This is a genomic window from Noviherbaspirillum cavernae (assembly GCF_003590875.1).
Lineage (GTDB): Bacteria > Pseudomonadota > Gammaproteobacteria > Burkholderiales > Burkholderiaceae_D > Noviherbaspirillum > Noviherbaspirillum cavernae.
This window is the reverse complement of the sequence record NZ_QYUN01000002.1, coordinates 2,240,694-2,259,957: the sequence shown is the minus strand read 5'-3', so window position 1 is coordinate 2,259,957 and position 19,264 is coordinate 2,240,694. Positions and strand designations below refer to the sequence as shown.

Sequence of the window (19,264 nt, the reverse complement as noted above, 5' to 3'; positions counted from 1 at the left end):
GACGAGACGCGCTTTAACATTTGAAAGCTGTTTGCTCTAACCCGCGCCAGAAGCGCGAGAAATTCGTATTGGCACCTCAGGTACCTCGGCTGAACGAGTCGCGTTGAGCGTCATTTTGAATCGCATCTACGGATGCGCAACGAACTGGCGTGACCGCACAAAAAAGGAAAGCCTTGTCACTGTTGTTCCGCGCGGTTTCGCAAGGAAAGAGCATCCGATCAATCTCCAATGGACCTTGAAAGGAATTTGGCAATGAGTCAAGAACTAACAGGCGCGGAAATAGTCGTGCGCTGTCTGGCCGAAGAAGGCGTGGAACACGTATTCGGCTATCCCGGCGGCGCAGTGCTCTACATCTACGACGCAATCTTCAATCAGAATAAGTTCCAGCATATCCTCGTGCGCCATGAGCAGGCGGCGATACATGCGGCGGACGCATATTCGCGCAGCTCGCAGAAAGTCGGCGTTGCCATCGTCACGTCCGGCCCCGGCGTGACCAATGCGGTTACCGGCCTGGCCACGGCATACATGGATTCGATCCCGATGGTGATCATTTCCGGGCAGGTGCCGTCTCATGCAATTGGCCAGGATGCCTTTCAGGAGTGCGATACCGTGGGCATTACGCGCCCATGCGTCAAACACAATTTTCTCGTCAAGGACATCAAGGATCTGGCCGCGGCGATGAAAAAGGCGTTTTACATCGCCACTACCGGTCGCCCGGGACCGGTGCTGATCGATATCCCCAAAGACATCACGATGCACAAGCACACATTCGAGTATCCGAAGGAGCTCGAAATGCGTTCGTACAAACCGGTTGACAAGGGGCATTCAGGCCAGATTCGCAAGGCAGTGCAATTGCTGTTGAGCGCCGAGCGTCCGATGATTTATACCGGTGGTGGCGTCATTCTTGCCAATGCTTCGCCGGAGCTGAACAAGCTGGTTGAGAAGCTCGGCGCTCCTTGCACGAACACCTTGATGGGTCTTGGGGCTTACAAGGCGTCCAGCGAAAAGTTCGTCGGCATGCCGGGCATGCACGGTACCTATGAAGCCAACATGGCGATGCAGCACTGCGACGTGCTGATTGCAATCGGTGCGCGTTTTGACGATCGTGTGATCGGCAATCCCAAGCACTTTGCGACGCATCCACGCAAGATCATTCACGTCGATATCGACCCGTCATCGATTTCCAAGCGCGTCAAGGTCGATATCCCCATTGTGGGCAACGTGAAGGATGTGTTGCAGGAAATGTTGACGCAGCTCGATGCCGTTGAGGCAACGTCAAAGCCGAATTCACAAGCGCTTGCTGCGTGGTGGAGGCAGATCAACGAATGGCGTGGGCGCGAATGCCTGAAGTTCGCCACATCGAACGAAGTGATCAAGCCGCAAGCCGTGATTCAAAAACTGTGGGAAGTGACGAAGGGCGATGCATTCATTACGTCCGATGTCGGCCAGCACCAAATGTGGGCGGCGCAGTACTACGGTTTCGACAAGCCGCGCCGCTGGATCAACTCTGGCGGACTGGGCACGATGGGTGTTGGATTGCCATATGCGATGGGTGTGCAAATGGCTAATCCGGACGCGACTGTTGCCTGCATTACCGGCGAGGCATCGATCCAGATGTGCATTCAGGAACTTGCCACTTGCAAGCAGTATCACCTGACACCCAAGATCATTCTCTTGAACAACCGTTTCCTCGGCATGGTGCGCCAGTGGCAGCAGATCGATTACGGTTCACGCTATTCGGAGTCGTACATGGATTCGCTGCCGGACTTTAACAAACTGGCAGAGTCGTACGGCCATGTCGGCATGAAGATCGAAAAACCGGGCGATGTCGAAGGTGCCTTGAAAGAAGCGTTCGGCATGAAGGACCGGCTGGTGTTCATGAATTTCATTACGGATCAAACCGAGAATGTCTGGCCGATGGTGAAAGCCGGTAAAGGCTTGACCGAAATGCTGCTGGGTTCGGAGGATCTGTAATCATGCGACATATCATTTCTGTTTTGCTTGAGAATGAAGCAGGTGCGTTGTCGCGTGTTGTCGGTCTGTTTTCGGCGCGTGGGTACAATATTGAAACGCTGACAGTGGCCCCGACCGAAGATGCAACCTTGTCACGCATGACGATCGTTACCAGCGGTTCGGACGATGTGATCGAACAGATCACCAAGCATCTGAACCGTTTGATCGAAGTGGTGAAAGTCGTTGACCTCACCGAGGGCGCGCATATCGAACGCGAGCTGATGCTCATCAAGGTGCGGGCCGTGGGCAAGGAGCGCGAAGAAATGAAACGTACCGCGGACATTTTCCGTGGCCGCATCATTGATGTCACCGAGAAGACGTACACGATCGAATTGACCGGTAACAAAAGCAAGCTCGATGCATTCATCGAATCGATCGATCGCACCGCGATTCTCGAAACCGTGCGTACCGGCGGTTCCGGCATCGGGCGTGGCGAACGCATTCTCAAAGTTTAATCAGTCCATACAACACACCATTTAGGAAGATCAATGAAAGTTTTCTACGATAAAGACTGCGACCTGTCTCTCATCAAGGGCAAGAATGTGACCATCATCGGTTACGGCTCGCAAGGTCATGCGCATGCGCAAAACCTGAACGATTCCGGTTGCAAGGTGACCGTTGCCTTGCGCAAGGGTGGCGCATCCTGGGAAAAAGCGAAGAATGCCGGCTTGAACGTGGCTGAAGTCAACGAAGCGGTGAAAGCAGCTGACGTCATCATGATTCTGCTGCCGGATGAAAACATCGCTCAGGTCTATAGCGAAAACGTCGCTCCATATGCCAAGCAAGGTGCCGTGCTGGCGTTTGCCCACGGCTTCAACGTGCACTATGGCCAGGTTGTGCCGCGCGCCGATCTTGACGTGATCATGATCGCGCCGAAGGCACCGGGCCACACTGTACGCGGTACTTATACGCAAGGCGGCGGCGTGCCCCATCTGATCGCTGTTTATCAGGACCGCTCGGGCAATGCACGTGATATCGCCTTGTCCTATGCAATGGCCAACGGCGGCGGACGCGCCGGCATCATCGAAACCAACTTCCGTGAAGAGACGGAAACCGACTTGTTCGGCGAACAGGCGGTACTGTGCGGCGGCACGGTCGAACTGATCAAGGCCGGTTTCGAAACTCTGGTGGAGGCCGGCTATGCACCGGAAATGGCGTATTTCGAATGCTTGCACGAGCTGAAGCTGATCGTTGATCTAATCTATGAAGGCGGCATCGCCAACATGAATTACTCGATCTCGAACAACGCCGAGTATGGCGAGTATGTGACAGGTCCGCGCGTCGTGACCGAAGACACCAAGAACGCAATGCGTCAATGCCTGAAGGATATTCAGACGGGCGAGTATGCAAAGAGCTTCATTCTGGAAAACAAGGCAGGTGCTCCTACCTTGATTTCCCGTCGCCGTCTCACTGCGGAGCATGAAATCGAGCAAGTAGGTGAGAAACTGCGCGCGATGATGCCTTGGATCAAGAAGAACAAACTGGTCGATCAGTCCAAGAACTAAGCAGCATTGAATCTGACTCGGGCAGTTAGTCAGATTTCTTGAAATGCGTAAAATGAATGGGGCGCACGTAAAGTGACGCCCCATTTTTTTGGAGGCAAGATATGACGAAATCAGGCATTGGGCTTCTGGTTTTGGTGTTGGCCATGGGCATCATGAATGTTCATGCGCAATCACCTGCGCAAAATACAGGTACGCTGGTTATTGTGCCCGGCATGGGTGAAGTCAAACATCCAAACGATGAAGCGCGTGTGACTTTCATGGTCGAGGAGCAGGATAAAGACAAGGCAGCTGCTGCTTCACGCGTCAATCAAAAGATGAAGCAGGGCATGGAGATCGTCAAGAAAGAAGATCCGGGCGCGACACTGAAAACGCGCGGGTACTACACTTATCCGGTCTATCCGGATGACCAGCAGCGCCCTGCCTCTCGCTCGAATAGCAAGACTGGACAGCCAGCCAGCTGGAGAGTCGGCCAGTATCTCGAAGTGACGACGAAGAATCTGAATGAATTGCCCAAAACGGTCGCCGCCGCACAGCGCCTTCTTGCGCTTAACGGGCTGCAATTCAGTTTGTCTGAGCAGACGAGCAAAGTACTGGACCAACAGGGTATCGAAGCATCCTATCGCAATTTGACGGAACGTGTAGCCTCGATCGCGAAAGCAATGGGGCGCAACGTTTCGGATGCGAATTTCGAAGCTGTCGATTTGGAAGGGAGTGGTGCTTACGCGCCGCAACAGGATGCATATGCAGCCAAGGCAATGCGTGCGGCAGTGGCAGATGGCGTGCAGGTCGAGGAGCCCAGTTTCGAAGCTGGTGAGACAACCTTGCGAACACGCATTGTGGGCAAAGTCCGTTTCAAGTAATCGGGCACTGATTGGGGGTTACATTTAATTGCCTGTCGTCTAGAATAGCCACGCCTTTTACTAATGACCATCAACCGGAGTGAAGTTGAATAATTATCCGCACCCTATCATTGCTCGCGAGGGCTGGCCTTTTTTGGGCATCGCAGTGGCCATCGCACTCGTTGTGACTTTTTTCTCTGCCGCATGGTCTATCCCATTCTGGATTATCGCCGTCTTCGTCTTGCAGTTCTTCCGTGATCCGGCTCGAACCATCCCGCAAAAGAACAATGCAGTGTTGTCGCCGGCAGATGGACGTATTGTCGTTGTGGAAAAAGCACGCGATCCCTATGCAAACAGGGAAGCGCTCAAGATCAGCGTTTTCATGAACGTATTCAATGTCCACTCGAACCGCGCACCGGTGGATGGCAGGATTGAAAATGTTCAATACTTTCCGGGCAAGTTCGTGAATGCGGACCTCGACAAGGCTTCAATCGAAAATGAGCGAAATGCACTGACGATCACCACGACTGCAGGACAGGTTGTGACTTGCGTACAGGTTGCCGGATTGATTGCGCGACGTATTCTTTGCTATGTAAAAGCCGGAGATGTGCTTGCCCGCGGCCAACGCTACGGATTTATCCGCTTTGGATCTCGCGTTGATGTGTATTTGCCGCTCACGGCATCGCCCAAGGTGACGGTCGGCGACAAGGTGTCTGCGACAGAAACAATCCTGGCCGAGCTGTGATCATATTTGTATTGCATTGAAACGGAATTGCCATGGCAAGCTTCAATCGTCGCAAACCAAAAAACAGCGCGGGTTTCTTTCCAAAAGTGACGCGGCTGAACAAACCGTCGCTGCATAATGCGCAGCTCGGCGAAGATGAAGCATCGACGCACCCCAAATTGCGCCGGCGCGGGATTTATTTATTGCCAAACGCGTTTACGACTGCGAACCTGTTCTGCGGGTTCTTCGCCATTGTGATGGCAATGAACCTCAAGTTCGACTACGCGGCAATTGCCATTTTCGCCGCAATGCTATTGGATAGCGTCGATGGCCGTGTGGCGCGTTTGACGAATACGCAAAGCGAATTCGGTGCGCAATATGACAGTTTGTCGGACATGTTGTCGTTCGGCGCTGCACCTGCGCTTGTGGTTTATGAATGGTCGCTGCGAGGCTTGGGAAAGTGGGGGTGGCTTGCCGCGTTCGTGTATTGCGCCGGTGCCGCGCTGCGCCTGGCCCGCTTCAATGCAAATATCGGTGTTGTCGACAAGCGCTACTTCCAGGGACTTCCGAGTCCCGCATCGGCCGCGTTGGTGACAGGCTTTATCTGGTTGATGGATGATCTCGGTTTTGCCGGGCGCGATTTGAGCTGGTACGCGTGGTGCATTACGCTCTATGCCGGCTTGACAATGGTGACCAATGTTCCCTTCTACAGCTTCAAGGAGGTGAATTTTCGCAAGTCGGTTCCTTTCATCACGATATTCCTGATCGTGCTTGTATTCGTTCTCATATCAAGCGATCCGCCAAAAGTATTGTTCGGTTTATTTGTGCTGTACGGATTGTCGGGATACGTGATTTATTTCTGGAGACTATTCAAGGGTAAGCCGGTCAGCATCATTCAGACGGAACCCGAGTCGATTGGCGACAAAGAGTAAAGCTTCTTTGTTTTGAATCATGTAGCAGCCCATGGCATGCAACCTGCGAACCTGACATGATGATTTTTTCATGTCATGAAGGAGAGTGCCGTGGGTCTGATTTCTTTCTTGAAAGAGGCTGGAGAAAAATTCCTGAAAACAGGTTCTTCTAACCAGGATTCAACAATTCCAGCTACCCAAACCACGCAAGTCAATATCCGTGAAAAGGAACAAGCCCTTGAACGCGCGATTCTTGACTACATGGCAGTACAAAATCTGCCCATAGAAAATCTGACGGTCCTTTACGACTCGAGTGCGGCGACTGTGACGGTGAGTGGCTCCGCGCCCGACCAGCAAACACGGGAAAAAATCATCTTGTGCTGCGGGAATGTACAAGGCGTCGCACACGTGAATGATCAGATCAACGTCGAGCAAGTCGCCGAAGAGTCGCAGTGGTATACCGTGAAAGCGGGCGATACGCTCTCGAAGATTTCGAAAGAGTATTACGGGAACGCCAATCAGTATGGCGTCATTTTTGACGCGAACAAGCCGATGCTGAAAGATCCGGACAAGATATACCCGGGCCAATTGCTGCGGATTCCTGCAAAACCCTGATCACGCATTCAATCTGTTGCCGCGCAAACCCGTGACGGCCTCGCGGTGCGGCGGAATTTTGGAAGAAAACTGCTTGTTTATCAAACCGTTGCGCTTTTCCATAATTCCGCTTATAGTTTTTCGCATGTCTCGCGCAATCCACTTCCTTGCATTCGCCATCTCCAGCAGCCTGCTACCAGGCCTGCTACTAGTGCGTTAACGCGCGCTAAATCCCATACCCCCACAATTCGTGTAGTGTCTGGCCCAGGCTGCGATTGGCAAGGGCGGGCGAAAAACCGTTTCATCGACTCATTCAGCGTATTTTCCTAAGGAGCAACAGCATGGCCGACAAACTGATCATTTTCGACACCACCTTGCGGGATGGTGAGCAATCCCCAGGTGCATCGATGACCAAGGATGAAAAAATCCGTATCGCCAAGCAGCTGGAGCGCCTGAAGGTGGATGTGATCGAGGCCGGCTTCGCTGCGGCGTCTCCCGGAGACTTTGATTCCATCAAAACCATAGCGGGTATTATCAAGGACTCCACCATCTGCTCCTTGTCGAGGGCCAATGACCGCGACATCTCGCGTGCGGCAGAAGCGCTGGCTGCAGCGGAGCGCAAGCGTATTCATACGTTCATTGCCACTTCTGCGCTGCACATGGAAAAGAAATTGCGGATGACGCCGGATCAGGTGTTTGAGCAAGCCAAACTGGCTGTGCGCTTTGCGCGCAAGTTTACCGATGATGTCGAATTCAGTACCGAGGATGGCAGTCGATCCGATATCGATTTTTTGTGCAAGGTCATCGAGGCCGTTATTGCAGAAGGTGCAACGACCATCAACATTCCTGACACCGTCGGCTATGGCGTGCCGGAACTCTACGGTCATCTGATCAAGACCTTGCGGGAGCGTGTTCCGAATTCCGACAAGGCAGTCTGGTCAGTGCATTGCCACAACGATCTCGGAATGGCGGTAGCCAATTCCCTGGCAGGTGTCTACATCGGCGGCGCGCGGCAGGTTGAGTGCACGATCAACGGCCTGGGCGAACGTGCAGGCAACACGGCACTTGAAGAGGTGGTCATGGCAATGAGGACCCGCAAGGATCACTTCAAGCTTGATCTGAATATCGATACAAGCCAGATAGTGGCGGCGTCGAAACTGGTGTCGCAGATCACGGGCTTTGCCGTGCAACCGAACAAGGCGGTCGTCGGTGCCAATGCCTTCGCGCACGCTTCGGGCATTCACCAGGATGGCGTTCTCAAGGCGCGTGACACGTATGAAATCATGCGCGCCGAAGATGTTGGCTGGACTGCAAACAAGATCGTGTTGGGCAAGCTGTCCGGGCGGAATGCGTTCAAGCAGCGTCTTGAAGAGTTGGGTATCGAACTTGAATCGGAAACGGAAGTCAATGCCGCATTTGCCAGGTTCAAGGAACTCGCGGATCGCAAGGCGGAGATTTTTGATGAGGACATCATCGCGTTGGTGTCAGACGAGCAGCAGTCGCACGACAATGAGTACTACCGTTTTGTGTCCCTGTCTCAGCACTCCGAAACCGGAGAGAGACCGGCAGCGAAAGTGGTGTTTACCATGGATGGCAAAGAGTTGATGTGCAAGGGGGAGGGCAATGGCCCGGTGGATGCAACCGTCAACGCAATCGAAGCGGAAGCGAAAAGCGGTTCTGAATTGCTGCTGTTCTCTGTCAATGCCATCACAACGGGAACGCAGTCGCAAGGTGAGGTCACGATGCGTTTGTCCAAGGCCGGGCGCATCGTCAATGGCGTGGGGGCCGATCCGGATATCGTGGTGGCTTCCGCCAAAGCCTATTTGTCTGCATTGAACAAGCTGCACTCCAAGACGGAAAAGCTCAACCCTCAACTCTGAGTTTTGGCAAAGCCGAAGCAATTCTCGAAAAGACGCCTGCACAAACAGGCGTCTTTTTTACTTGCGCCGCCAGGATAATCAATTCCGGCTTGTCATCGAATCCTGCCAAACGGGAAGCGATTGTCAGGATCGAAGCGGGGATCGGGCCCGTTCAACATTTTTTGCACGATTCCTGCCCTGTCAAAATGCACATGCATCATTGAATCCCAGACATCGCTTTCCTTGTACGGATACGACCACACTTCGAGATCGCTCAGTGTCAGATAGGATGTCTCGCTTGGTGCGCCGATGGTGCGTAAAACATCTGCCTTTGTCGCGTCGCCGATTTTGATGGTGCTGAATTTTTGAGTGGTTAACACCTGCTCGTAGGAGACAAGTTTCCCATCGGCGTCAAATCGTGCCATGTATGTTTGTTGCCCCCACGGGCCCTTTGCGTATTCCAGTAAATGGCCGCTGCCATCCTGATACCGATTGGTTGGTTGACCAAGCTTGGCGACTACATCGGATTCGGTGGTGCCAGAGTTAAAAGTTACCGGCTGAAAAACTGAACATGCGCCAAAAATTGCTATTGAGGCAATTAACAGTGCGCATCTGAAAAATTTCATGTGAATTCCTTTAACGAGACTCAAAAAGCAAGCTAAGTGTTTGAATCACCAAGGCATTTCCTATATACTTCGCATCTTGGTCGTTCTGGCCAAGCTCTTTATTAATTGTTCACGGTGTACGGGGTCGCGACTCTGTCCACCGCATGTGAAAGGTAAGTTCATGTCAGTCGAGAATATCAACAAGGCCGCCATTATTGCGGAAAATGCGCGCGGTACAAACGATACGGGTTCCCCGGAAGTGCAGGTTGCATTGCTGACCGCCCGTATCAATGAACTCAACGGCCATTTCAAGGCCCACGCCAAGGATCACCACTCCCGTCGTGGCTTGATCATGATGGTTAACCGTCGCAAAAGCCTGCTCTCTTACCTGAAGGGCAAAGACGCCAACCGCTATCGTGCGCTGATTGAAAAACTCGGCCTGCGCAAGTAATCTCGTTGAGATATTTTTGCACGGGTTTTTCGTTGAAATGCCTGCGTCAGTTTGCTGATGCGGGCATTTTGCCTTTTGGTGGTTTGTAATCGAAAAACGCAAGGCGGCGGGTCATGCGTGATCTGCCATCCGTGGTGAGGTGAACGACAGCTCCTGAAAATCTGTCGGCAAAAAAGAAAGGAAACACCGTGTTCAATAAAGTTATCAAAACCTTCCAGTACGGCCAGCATCAGGTCACGCTCGAAACCGGCGAAATTGCTCGTCAGGCGTCTGGTGCCGTGCTCGTATCGATGGAAGATACCGTTGTGCTGGCGACCGTTGTGGCACGCAAAGATGCCAAGCTGGGTCAGGATTTTTTCCCACTGACCGTTGATTATGTTGAGAAGGCGTATGCAGCCGGTCGCATTCCCGGCGGCTTTTTCAAGCGCGAAGGGCGTCCGTCGGAAAAGGAAACGCTGACTTCCCGTCTGATCGATCGTCCGATTCGCCCGCTGTTCCCGGAGGGGTATCTGAATGAAGTGCAGGTCATCGTGCATGTGCTGTCCGTCAATCCCCAGATCGATCCTGATATCGCCTCGATGATTGGTGCATCGGCGGCATTGTGTGTCGCGGGTATTCCGTTCAACGGCCCGATCGGTGCTGCACGTGTTGGATACATCGATGGCGAGTATGTGCTCAACCCGACAGCTTCGCAGCTGACAAAGTCGCAAATGGATCTGGTGGTCGCCGGTACGGAGCAGGCTGTGCTGATGGTGGAATCGGAAGCCAACCAATTGTCCGAAGAGATCATGCTCGGTGCCGTGGTTTACGGGCATGACCAGATGAAGGCGGTGATTGATGCCATTCACGAACTGGTGCGTGACGGCGGCAAGCCGGAGGTGGAATGGAAGCCGGCACCAAAGAATGAGGCGCTGATTGCTCGCGTTGCTCATTTCGCCGAGGCGAAGTTGCGCGAGGCCTATCAGACCAAGGACAAGCAGGCGCGTACTGCGAAGTTGAAGACCGTAACGTCTGAAGTGAACGCGGCGTTGGCCACAGAAGCAGCATCGGTTGGAGGAGTCGCACCGGATGCAGCGGAAGTCGGCAGCATCCTGTTCGATCTGGAAGCCGGGATCGTTCGCTCGCAAATCCTCGATGGCGAACCTCGCATCGATGGCCGCGATACACGTACCGTGCGTCCGATCATGATCCGCAACAGCGTTCTGCCCCGCACGCATGGTTCCGCATTGTTCACCCGCGGCGAAACGCAGGCGTTGGTGGTGGCAACTCTCGGCACTGCACGTGACGAACAAAAGATCGATGCGCTGATGGGCGAATATTCCGATCGTTTCATGCTTCACTACAACATGCCTCCGTTTGCGACCGGCGAAACCGGCCGCGTGGGCACGCCGAAGCGTCGTGAAATTGGTCATGGGCGTCTTGCCAAGCGCGCGTTGCAAGCAGCTCTGCCATCACCGGAAGAGTTCAGCTATTCCGTACGCCTCGTGTCCGAAATCACCGAGTCGAATGGCTCCTCCTCGATGGCATCCGTTTGCGGTGGCTGTCTTGCATTGATGGATGCGGGTGTTCCGATGAAGGCACACGTTGCAGGCATTGCGATGGGCCTGATCAAGGATGGCAGCAAGTTTGCCGTTCTGACCGACATTCTGGGCGATGAAGATCACCTTGGCGATATGGACTTCAAGGTGGCGGGAACTGCCAACGGCATTACCGCGCTGCAGATGGACATCAAGATCCAGGGCATTACCAAGGAAATCATGCAGGTCGCGCTGGCGCAAGCCAAGGAAGGGCGCATGCATATCCTCGGCAAGATGCAGGAAGCCATGCCGCACGGCAAGGCGGAATTGTCGGATTTTGCTCCGCGTCTGATCACCATCAAGATCAATCCGGAAAAGATCCGCGATGTGATCGGCAAGGGCGGCGCAGTGATTCGCGCGTTGACCGAAGAAACCGGTACCCAGATCGACATCAGCGATGAGGGCGTCGTGACGATCGCGTCTGTTGACGCGGCAGCCGGACAGGAAGCCAAGCGCCGCATCGAGGAATTGACCGCATCTGTTGAAGTGGGCAAGACCTATGATGGCATTGTCCTGAAGCTGCTGGATTTCGGTGCGATCGTCCAGGTCATTCCAGGTAAAGATGGCTTGTTGCATATCAGCCAAATCGCCAACGAGCGTGTCAATGCCGTTGCCGATTACTTGAAAGAGGGTCAGCAAGTCCGTGTCAAAGTGCTCGAAACCGATGATCGTGGCCGTCTCAAGTTGTCGATGAAAGCTGCGGCAGCGGAAGAAGGTGGTGCGGAGGCACAGCAACAGCAGTAAGACGCATCAAGCGATTGTTGGCGTCAATCGAAACCGCCCGGCATTCACGCCGGGCGTTTTTTTATTGCCGGAGCCCCGATTGCGCTGCTAACTGGCTGGCATTTCAAGCTGTCACGAGTATGCTTCTGTAGCGCTCAATTGCCGGGACGCGATATGGCTTTCGTGGTCATGCCGCAATCTCCTCGTCGTTGATGGTCAAGTAAAATCGAAATCGATCCTTGCCCAGTTCCTTTGCACGATACATGGCGCTGTCGGCATTCCTTAAAAGCGTTTGACTATCCATGCCATCGCCCGGATAAATGGCGATGCCAATACTCGCACTGAGCCGACATTCCTGCCGATTGACATGGATGGTGCGAGATACCTCGTCGAGAAGCTTTTGCGCAACGCCGCGTGCATAGGTTGCATCGGTCAGGTTGTCGATGAGTATGTAGAATTCGTCGCCGCCCATTCGAGCAATCTTGTCGGTGTGCCTCAAACATCCTCGCAGTCTCCCGGCAATTTCGCGCAATACCTGATCGCCTGCCTCGTGACCGAGCGTGTCATTGATTTCCTTGAATTTATCGAGATCGAGAAAGAAAACAGCGAACGGACTTGAATGACGTTGTGCGTTGCATAGGGCGAGTTCAAGGTATTCCTTGAACAGGAAACGATTCGGCAATCTTGTCAGGCCATCGTGGTGCGCCAGAAAACGCATCCTCTCTTGCAAAGTCCGGCTTTCGATGGCGATGGCTGCCAGTCGAATGCAAATGCTGTAGAGATTCAGTTCTTCCGTGCTCGGGTTGCGGGACTCGTTGAAACGACATGCGAATGTCCCCAGCACCTGCGCAGCGTTGCCAATGATCGGCTGTGCTGACCAGGGGCTGTCAGAAACGATGTTTGATGCGCGCAGCTGTATTTGAGTTGGCGAAGCGCTGATGTCGGGCAGGTCTGCAGAGGTGCCGGCGATTTGCGAGAAACTGCTGCCATCCAGTAGTCGTATCGAGCACACGCATTGCGGACTGTGGGCTTCAACGAAACTGGCTATCTCTGTCAGTATTTCGGCCAACGGCGAGCCGGTCGCTACCAGATTCAGAATACGATTTTGCCCCTGCTGGATGGATTCAAGGCGTTTGCGCTCGGTAATGTCGCGCACAACGACTTGTACCGCAGGTGCATCGTTATACAGCAAAGGCATGGCAGCCATCTCTGCATGAAACAGCGTGCCATCATCGCGCCGCCACATTTGCTCGATAAAAGGCGAGGGCATCGGATTATCTTCATGCGTTGATGCATGAAGCGCGGTGTGGTCATCCTCATTCACGAAATCGAAAATTTCCCTGCCTAACAGATCGCTCGCGCATGTGGCGCCAAGGAGGCGGCACGCGGCTTGATTCAGGAGCGTGAATTTTCCGTGCTGATAAACGAGAATGGCTTCCGGGGATAACTCGACGAGCTGACGATAGGGGATTGTGCTATCCGCACTTTCGTCTGTGCAGTGTTTTGTTCCGGCGACGTTGCGTATGAATACCGTGAGCACGGAACTGCTCTCGGCCCTAGGGAGGGCCATTGCCAATTCGACGGAGACAATCTCTCCATTCGCACGGTTTGCATGACACTGGAGCCATCGATTGGATGGCAAATTCATGCGGGCTCCAGTGTTGCATTCACCTCTCGCGGGAAGGGCGATGATGTCGCTCAAACATTTGCCGATTACCTCTTCGCTGCGGATGCCCAACATAACTTCGGATTCTTTGTCGAAGCTTATGACCTCGCCATCTTGAGAGATCTGAATTACGCCATCGCATTCCGAACGAAAAATCATGCTTTCATGATCATTCCCATCATTGACAGCAGTTTGAGAGGATGGAGATGTGGTCGGCTTTGGAGAGAGTGCTGAACGGTAAGCAAAATGCATGGCGTCTCACATGGATCGACAATATTTCCTTTTGGAAATTGCTTACATGAATTAGTTCCCCATGTATTTGTAACTATGAACATGTAGCTGTGATCAAAATGTTACGAGTCTTCGTGCTGGCACGATTCTGAATGTCTGATTCTGGGTGTCTAATTGAACGGATCGACACAGGCGGGACCAAAATCATGGTGACGTAAAATGCCTCTTTGTTCATCGTGAGGAAGGAAGGTGAAAATGCGAGCCATAGAGATTGCGAAGCCGGGGCCGCCGGATGTATTGAAACTTTGTGATCGCCCTGTCCCGACTCCAAAGGCAGGGGAGGTCCTGATCAAAGTGCATGCTGCGGGTGTGAATCGTCCCGACATATTGCAGCGTGCCGGACACTATCCGGTCCCGCTTGGCGCATCGGACTTGCCGGGCCTTGAAATCGCAGGTGAAATTGTCGAAGGTGACTTGACTGGAAGCGACTTCAAGATAGGTGACGTGGTATGTGCGTTGGTGCAGGGCGGAGGTTATGCCGAATACTGCAGCGCGCCGATTCAACAATGTTTGCCTATCCCCAAAGGTTTGAGTCCTGTAGAAGCCGCAGCGCTGCCGGAAACGTTCTTCACGGTTTGGAGCAATGTGTTTGACCGGGCCGAATTGGCCAATGGTGAAACCTTGCTGGTGCAAGGCGGTTCATCGGGCATTGGTGTGACCGCGATTCAAATGGCAGCCGCGATGGGGCATCGTGTATTTGCAACGGCAGGATCTGACGAAAAATGTCGGGCATGCGAAGCTCTGGGTGCCGAGCGGGGCATCAACTACCACACGGAAGATTTTGTCGAGACAGTGAAGGCCGCCACCAATGGCAAGGGCGTCGATGTCATTCTCGACATGGTTGCAGGAAGCTATGTCGAGCGAGAAATCAATTGTCTCGCCGATGATGGTCGGCTTGCAGTTATTGCCGTATTGGGCGGCTCCAAGGCAGCAGTCGATGTCGGACAGGTATTGCGGCGAAGGCTGACGATCACCGGTTCGACACTGCGCCCGCGTTCAATTGCATTCAAGGCAGCGATCGCTCAAAAATTACGTGAACGTATTTGGCCACTGATCGAATCAGGCAGGATCAAGCCGGTGATCTACAGGGTGTTTGCGTTGGAAGATGCCGTGCAGGCCCATGCACTGATGGAAAGTAGTACGCATATCGGCAAGATCGTGCTCAAGGTCGTTTGAATCGTTATCGCTCATTCATTGTCTTGATGTGCGAGTTTTTCATGGGGCGATACTTCTTCCTGCATCGACCAGACATTGAAAGTCTATCTGCCAGTTTGACCGGTTATGCTGCGGCGCGCTAAAATCAATGGTTATAGAAAATCTGGGCTCATATGCGTCGAAAACTCATTGTCGGCAATTGGAAAATGAATGGCAACCTGGCTGGCAACCAGGTTTTATTGGGCGGTATCAAGGAAGGCGCAGGGAATATTGCATGTGACCTCGCGATTTGCGCTCCATCGCCTTATCTTGCGCAATGCCAGTCAGAACTGGCAAATACAACCATTGCATGGGGCGCTCAAGACTTGTCGGTACACGAGTCCGGTGCATATACCGGCGAGATTTCGGGAGTAATGTTGCGCGACTTTGGTTGTCGATATGTCATCGTCGGGCACTCGGAGCGTCGTACTTATCATTCTGAAAGTGATGAGCTGGTTGCGAAGAAAACGTTGCAGGCATTGAATGCTGGATTGACTCCAATTGTTTGTGTCGGCGAATCGCTGGCCGAGCGAGAGGCGGGGCAGACGGATATCGTTGTCGGTCGTCAAATCAGTGCGGTGCTGGCAGCAATTAATGTGACTGATCTTGAAAAGATTGTCGTCGCATACGAGCCTGTCTGGGCGATCGGCACTGGCAAGACCGCGACCCCGCAGATGGCGCAGGATGTGCATGCTCTGCTGCGCGCAAAATTGGTGACAACGAGCCCGGTGGCAGACGTAAAAATCCTGTACGGTGGCAGCATGAAGCCGGACAACGCAAAAGAGTTGTTGGCGATGTCGGACATCGATGGTGGATTGATAGGCGGAGCCTCGCTCAAAGCCGCGGACTTCCTTGCAATCGGCGGCGCGGTTTGAGCGCACGGTTATTGAATTAATTTTAGATTGGAACTTGCGTAATGAATACTTTGTTCACTCTCATCGTCGTGATTCAAGTGCTGTCTGCGCTGGCGATTATCGGCCTCGTTCTTCTGCAGCATGGGAAAGGTGCGGATATGGGGGCGGCATTCGGATCGGGGGCATCGGGTAGCTTGTTTGGGGCAACCGGTTCGTCAAACTTCTTGTCGAAGTCAACGGCAATTGCGGCTGCCATCTTTTTTTGTGCCACGTTGGCACTGGCGTTTGTCGGGGGCAAGAATGTTCCTGCCAGTGGTGGCGTCATGGAGGGTCTCCCTGCTGCTCCGGCTCTTCCTGCGACGAGTGCGCCTGCGGCTGATAGTGCTTCGACCGCAGTTCCTTCTGCGGGAGTGCCAGCTGAAAATGCAGGACAGGCAAATCAGATTCCGAAGTGATAGTGCTTTCTTCCGTTTCGCTCTTCTTTTGTGAAATTGCTCGTTGAAAAGAAGCACTAAAAGAGAGTAAAATAGAGATCTTCAGCCGACGTGGTGAAATTGGTAGACACGCTATCTTGAGGGGGTAGTGGCGAAAGCTGTGCGAGTTCGAGTCTCGCCGTCGGCACCAACAAGAAGAAAGCCAGCAAGGGGTTTGCCTAAGCTGGCTTTTTATCGAGGGCTGTCGTTTGGTTTGCGTCTGTTTTGCAAATCATGCGGCTAACCGTTCAACATATCTGCGCTTAACCGTGAACCTCGAAAACTATTTCCCCATCCTTCTATTCATTCTTGTCGGTATAGGGGTGGGTGTCGTGCCTCAGGTCCTTGGGCGCATCCTTGCTCCGCACAAGCCGGACGTTGAAAAGCTTTCGCCGTATGAGTGCGGTTTCGAGGCGTTTGAGGATGCCCGGATGAAGTTCGACGTGCGCTACTACCTTGTCGCCATTTTATTTATCCTGTTCGATCTGGAAACGGCTTTTTTCTTCCCGTGGGGCGTCGCAATGCGCGATCTGGGGTGGATGGGATTCATAACGATGTTGGTATTCATTGCCGAGTTCGTTGTTGGTTTTTGGTATATCTGGAAAAAAGGTGCCCTGGATTGGGAGTGATTCATGTCAATTGAAGGCGTATTGAACGAAGGTTTTATTACCACGACGGCAGACAAGTTGATCAATTGGACGCGTACCGGTTCGCTGTGGCCTATGACGTTTGGTTTGGCCTGCTGCGCAGTCGAGATGATGCATGCCGGCGCAGCACGTTATGACCTGGATCGCTTCGGTATCGTTTTTCGCCCATCTCCGCGTCAGTCGGATGTGATGATTGTTGCCGGCACATTGTGCAATAAAATGGCTCCGGCTTTGCGCAAGGTGTACGACCAGATGGCCGAGCCTCGCTGGGTGATCTCGATGGGCTCATGCGCCAATGGCGGCGGCTATTATCACTACTCCTATTCCGTTGTGCGTGGTTGCGATCGGATTGTTCCCGTTGATGTCTACGTGCCGGGGTGCCCGCCTACCGCTGAGGCGCTGTTGTACGGAATCATGCAATTGCAGACCAAGATCCGGCGTACCAATACCATCGCGCGCTGATTGGGCGGATTGGTAAAGAGAATATGACGACAAAACTTGCAAACCTTGAAGCGGCACTTCGCAATGTGCTTGGCGATTACATTCAGAGCTTGGTGATCGCATTGGACGAAGTGACTGTCGTGGTGACTTCGGCCGATTACCTTTCAGCGATGCGTGTATTGCGCGATCACGGTGATTTTCGTTTCGAAGAGTTGATTGATTTGTGCGGGGTTGATTATTCGACCTATGCCGATGGTGCTTGGGAAGGTTCGCGCTTTGCGGTCGTTTCTCATCTGCTTTCAATCGAGCACAACTGGCGTCTGCGGGTTCGTGTTTTTGCGCCGGATGACGAGATTCCTGTGGTGGCTTCCGTAACGGATATCTGGCCGGCTGCTAACTGGTATGAGCGTGAGGCGTTCGATTTTTTTGGCATTTTGTTTAAAGGTCACAACGACTTGCGTCGTATCTTGACCGACTACGGTTTCATCGGTCATCCATTCCGCAAGGATTTTCCGGTGTCAGGATATGTCGAGATGCGGTACGACCCTGAGCAAAGACGAGTGATTTATCAGCCCGTAACAATCGAGCCGCGCGAAATCACGCCACGTGTGATTCGTGAAGAACAGTACGGGATGAAATAATGGCTGAGATAAAGAACTACACGCTTAACTTTGGCCCGCAGCATCCGGCTGCACATGGTGTGCTGCGTCTCGTTTTGGAACTTGATGGCGAAGTTATCCAGCGTGCCGACCCGCACATAGGCCTTCTGCATCGTGCAACCGAGAAGCTGGCCGAACAAAAAACCTATCTCCAATCCGTGCCGTACATGGACCGTCTCGACTATGTGTCGATGATGTGCAACGAGCACGGCTATGTATTGGCGATCGAGAAATTGCTTGGATTGGAAGTGCCCCTGCGCGCTCAATACATCCGGGTGATGTTCGATGAAATTACCCGTATCTTGAATCACCTCTTGTGGATCGGGGCGCATGGATTGGACGTGGGTGCGATGGCGGTGTTTCTCTATGCATTCCGTGAGCGTGAAGATTTGATGGATTGCTATGAGGCGGTTTCCGGTGCGCGCATGCATGCAGCATACTACCGTCCTGGTGGCGTTTATCGGGATTTGCCGGATTCAATGCCGCAATACAAGGCATCATCGGTGCGCAGCGAAAAGGCAATCAGGCAGCTCAATGAGAATCGGCAGGGGTCGTTGCTCGACTTCATTGAAGATTTCACCAATCGCTTCCCGACCTATGTCGATGAATATGAGACGCTGTTGACTGATAACCGTATCTGGAAACAGCGCCTTGTCGGAATCGGAGTTGTTTCCCCGGAGCGTGCAAAGGCAATGGGCTTTACCGGGCCGATGCTGCGTGGTTCCGGGATTGAATGGGACTTGCGCAAGAAGCAGCCATATGAAGTCTACGATTTGCTCGACTTCGATATTCCGGTTGGCGTGAATGGTGATTGCTACGACCGTTATTTGGTTCGAGTCGAGGAAATGCGTCAGTCAAACCGCATCATCAAGCAATGCATCGAATGGCTGCGTAACAATCCCGGTCCTGTCATGACAGACAACCATAAAATCGCACCGCCTTCACGAGTGAACATGAAGTCGAACATGGAAGAGCTGATCCACCACTTCAAGCTCTTTTCCGAAGGATTCCATGTGCCGCCGGGCGAAGCTTACGCAGCAGTCGAACATCCGAAGGGCGAGTTTGGCATCTATCTGATTTCGGATGGGGCCAACAAACCCTATCGGGTGAAGATTCGTGCGCCAGGTTTCCCGCATTTGCAAGGGCTGGATGAAATGGCGAAAGGTCACATGATCGCTGATGCCGTAACAATCATCGGCACGCAGGATATCGTGTTTGGCGAGATTGATCGCTAAGTG

19 protein-coding genes and 1 tRNA gene are annotated in these 19,264 nt (G+C 53.1%); 18 read left to right on the top strand and 2 right to left on the bottom strand.

Annotated elements, in window-relative coordinates; genetic code table 11:
* Positions 1 to 252 precede the first annotated feature (252 nt).
* The 8 genes from D3870_RS10515 to D3870_RS10480 all read left to right on the top strand — a co-directional run bounded on the left by D3870_RS10515 (position 253) and on the right by D3870_RS10480 (position 8,466).
* Entirely contained in the window at positions 253 to 1,974 is a 1,722-nt protein-coding gene (locus D3870_RS10515; RefSeq protein WP_119738915.1) for an acetolactate synthase 3 catalytic subunit, read from the top strand.
* Between the two features lie 2 nt (positions 1,975 to 1,976).
* Entirely contained in the window at positions 1,977 to 2,468 is a 492-nt protein-coding gene (ilvN, locus tag D3870_RS10510; protein WP_119738913.1) for an acetolactate synthase small subunit, read from the top strand.
* Between the two features lie 33 nt (positions 2,469 to 2,501).
* A complete protein-coding gene (gene ilvC / locus D3870_RS10505) occupies positions 2,502 to 3,518 on the top strand; it encodes a ketol-acid reductoisomerase (RefSeq protein WP_119738911.1) in 1,017 nt (338 codons plus the stop codon).
* Positions 3,519 to 3,619: 101 nt separating this feature from the next.
* Positions 3,620 to 4,378 (top strand): SIMPL domain-containing protein, encoded by a 759-nt coding sequence (locus D3870_RS10500; RefSeq protein ID WP_119738909.1) that lies wholly within the window; start codon positions 3,620 to 3,622, stop codon positions 4,376 to 4,378.
* 79 nt (positions 4,379 to 4,457) lie between these two features.
* The gene (locus D3870_RS10495) at positions 4,458 to 5,102 is read left to right on the top strand and encodes a phosphatidylserine decarboxylase (protein ID WP_119738908.1); all 645 of its coding nucleotides are present in this window, start codon (positions 4,458 to 4,460) and stop codon (positions 5,100 to 5,102) included.
* 32 nt (positions 5,103 to 5,134) lie between these two features.
* Complete coding sequence (gene pssA / locus D3870_RS10490; protein ID WP_119738906.1) at positions 5,135 to 6,013, top strand: CDP-diacylglycerol--serine O-phosphatidyltransferase; 879 nt, start codon at positions 5,135 to 5,137, stop codon at positions 6,011 to 6,013.
* 90 nt (positions 6,014 to 6,103) lie between these two features.
* Positions 6,104 to 6,607, top strand: a complete 504-nt coding sequence (gene lysM, locus D3870_RS10485) for a peptidoglycan-binding protein LysM (protein WP_242489930.1) — start codon at positions 6,104 to 6,106, stop codon at positions 6,605 to 6,607.
* A 320-nt stretch (positions 6,608 to 6,927) separates the two neighbouring features.
* A complete protein-coding gene (locus tag D3870_RS10480) occupies positions 6,928 to 8,466 on the top strand; it encodes a 2-isopropylmalate synthase (protein WP_119738902.1) in 1,539 nt (512 codons plus the stop codon).
* Between the two features lie 92 nt (positions 8,467 to 8,558).
* Here the strand turns inward: D3870_RS10480 and D3870_RS10475 are convergent, their stop codons facing one another.
* Positions 8,559 to 9,071, bottom strand: coding sequence for an outer membrane protein assembly factor BamE (locus tag D3870_RS10475; RefSeq protein WP_119738900.1), 513 nt, complete (start codon positions 9,069 to 9,071; stop codon positions 8,559 to 8,561).
* 160 nt (positions 9,072 to 9,231) lie between these two features.
* Here D3870_RS10475 and rpsO point away from each other — a divergent pair, with 160 nt between their 5' ends.
* Together rpsO and pnp are read left to right on the top strand one after the other, a co-directional pair.
* Entirely contained in the window at positions 9,232 to 9,501 is a 270-nt protein-coding gene (rpsO, locus tag D3870_RS10470; protein WP_119738899.1) for a 30S ribosomal protein S15, read from the top strand.
* 188 nt (positions 9,502 to 9,689) lie between these two features.
* Positions 9,690 to 11,822 (top strand): polyribonucleotide nucleotidyltransferase, encoded by a 2,133-nt coding sequence (gene pnp, locus D3870_RS10465; RefSeq protein WP_119738897.1) that lies wholly within the window; start codon positions 9,690 to 9,692, stop codon positions 11,820 to 11,822.
* Between the two features lie 166 nt (positions 11,823 to 11,988).
* Here pnp and D3870_RS10460 read toward each other — a convergent pair whose 3' ends face one another.
* A complete protein-coding gene (locus tag D3870_RS10460) occupies positions 11,989 to 13,719 on the bottom strand; it encodes a sensor domain-containing protein (RefSeq protein ID WP_119738895.1) in 1,731 nt (576 codons plus the stop codon).
* 234 nt (positions 13,720 to 13,953) lie between these two features.
* Between D3870_RS10460 and D3870_RS10455 the strand changes: the two genes are divergently transcribed.
* From D3870_RS10455 to D3870_RS10420, 8 genes are all read left to right on the top strand, one after another.
* Positions 13,954 to 14,934 carry an NAD(P)H-quinone oxidoreductase gene (locus D3870_RS10455; protein ID WP_119738893.1) on the top strand — a complete coding sequence of 327 codons (981 nt, stop codon included), beginning with the start codon at positions 13,954 to 13,956 and terminating at the stop codon, positions 14,932 to 14,934.
* Positions 14,935 to 15,086: 152 nt separating this feature from the next.
* Positions 15,087 to 15,827, top strand: coding sequence for a triose-phosphate isomerase (gene tpiA / locus D3870_RS10450; protein WP_119738892.1), 741 nt, complete (start codon positions 15,087 to 15,089; stop codon positions 15,825 to 15,827).
* 41 nt (positions 15,828 to 15,868) lie between these two features.
* Positions 15,869 to 16,261 (top strand): preprotein translocase subunit SecG, encoded by a 393-nt coding sequence (secG, locus tag D3870_RS10445; protein WP_119738890.1) that lies wholly within the window; start codon positions 15,869 to 15,871, stop codon positions 16,259 to 16,261.
* Positions 16,262 to 16,345: 84 nt separating this feature from the next.
* Positions 16,346 to 16,430: transfer RNA gene (locus D3870_RS10440), tRNA-Leu, on the top strand.
* 118 nt (positions 16,431 to 16,548) lie between these two features.
* Positions 16,549 to 16,908: an NADH-quinone oxidoreductase subunit A gene (locus D3870_RS10435; protein ID WP_119738888.1), complete on the top strand. Its 360-nt coding sequence runs from the start codon at positions 16,549 to 16,551 to the stop codon at positions 16,906 to 16,908.
* A 3-nt stretch (positions 16,909 to 16,911) separates the two neighbouring features.
* Complete coding sequence (locus D3870_RS10430; protein WP_119738886.1) at positions 16,912 to 17,388, top strand: NuoB/complex I 20 kDa subunit family protein; 477 nt, start codon at positions 16,912 to 16,914, stop codon at positions 17,386 to 17,388.
* Between the two features lie 23 nt (positions 17,389 to 17,411).
* Positions 17,412 to 18,008, top strand: coding sequence for an NADH-quinone oxidoreductase subunit C (locus D3870_RS10425; RefSeq protein ID WP_119738884.1), 597 nt, complete (start codon positions 17,412 to 17,414; stop codon positions 18,006 to 18,008).
* Complete coding sequence (locus tag D3870_RS10420; protein WP_119738882.1) at positions 18,008 to 19,261, top strand: NADH-quinone oxidoreductase subunit D; 1,254 nt, start codon at positions 18,008 to 18,010, stop codon at positions 19,259 to 19,261. The genes D3870_RS10425 and D3870_RS10420 overlap by 1 nt, the downstream gene beginning before the upstream one ends.
* The last annotated feature ends 3 nt before the right edge of the window (positions 19,262 to 19,264 follow it).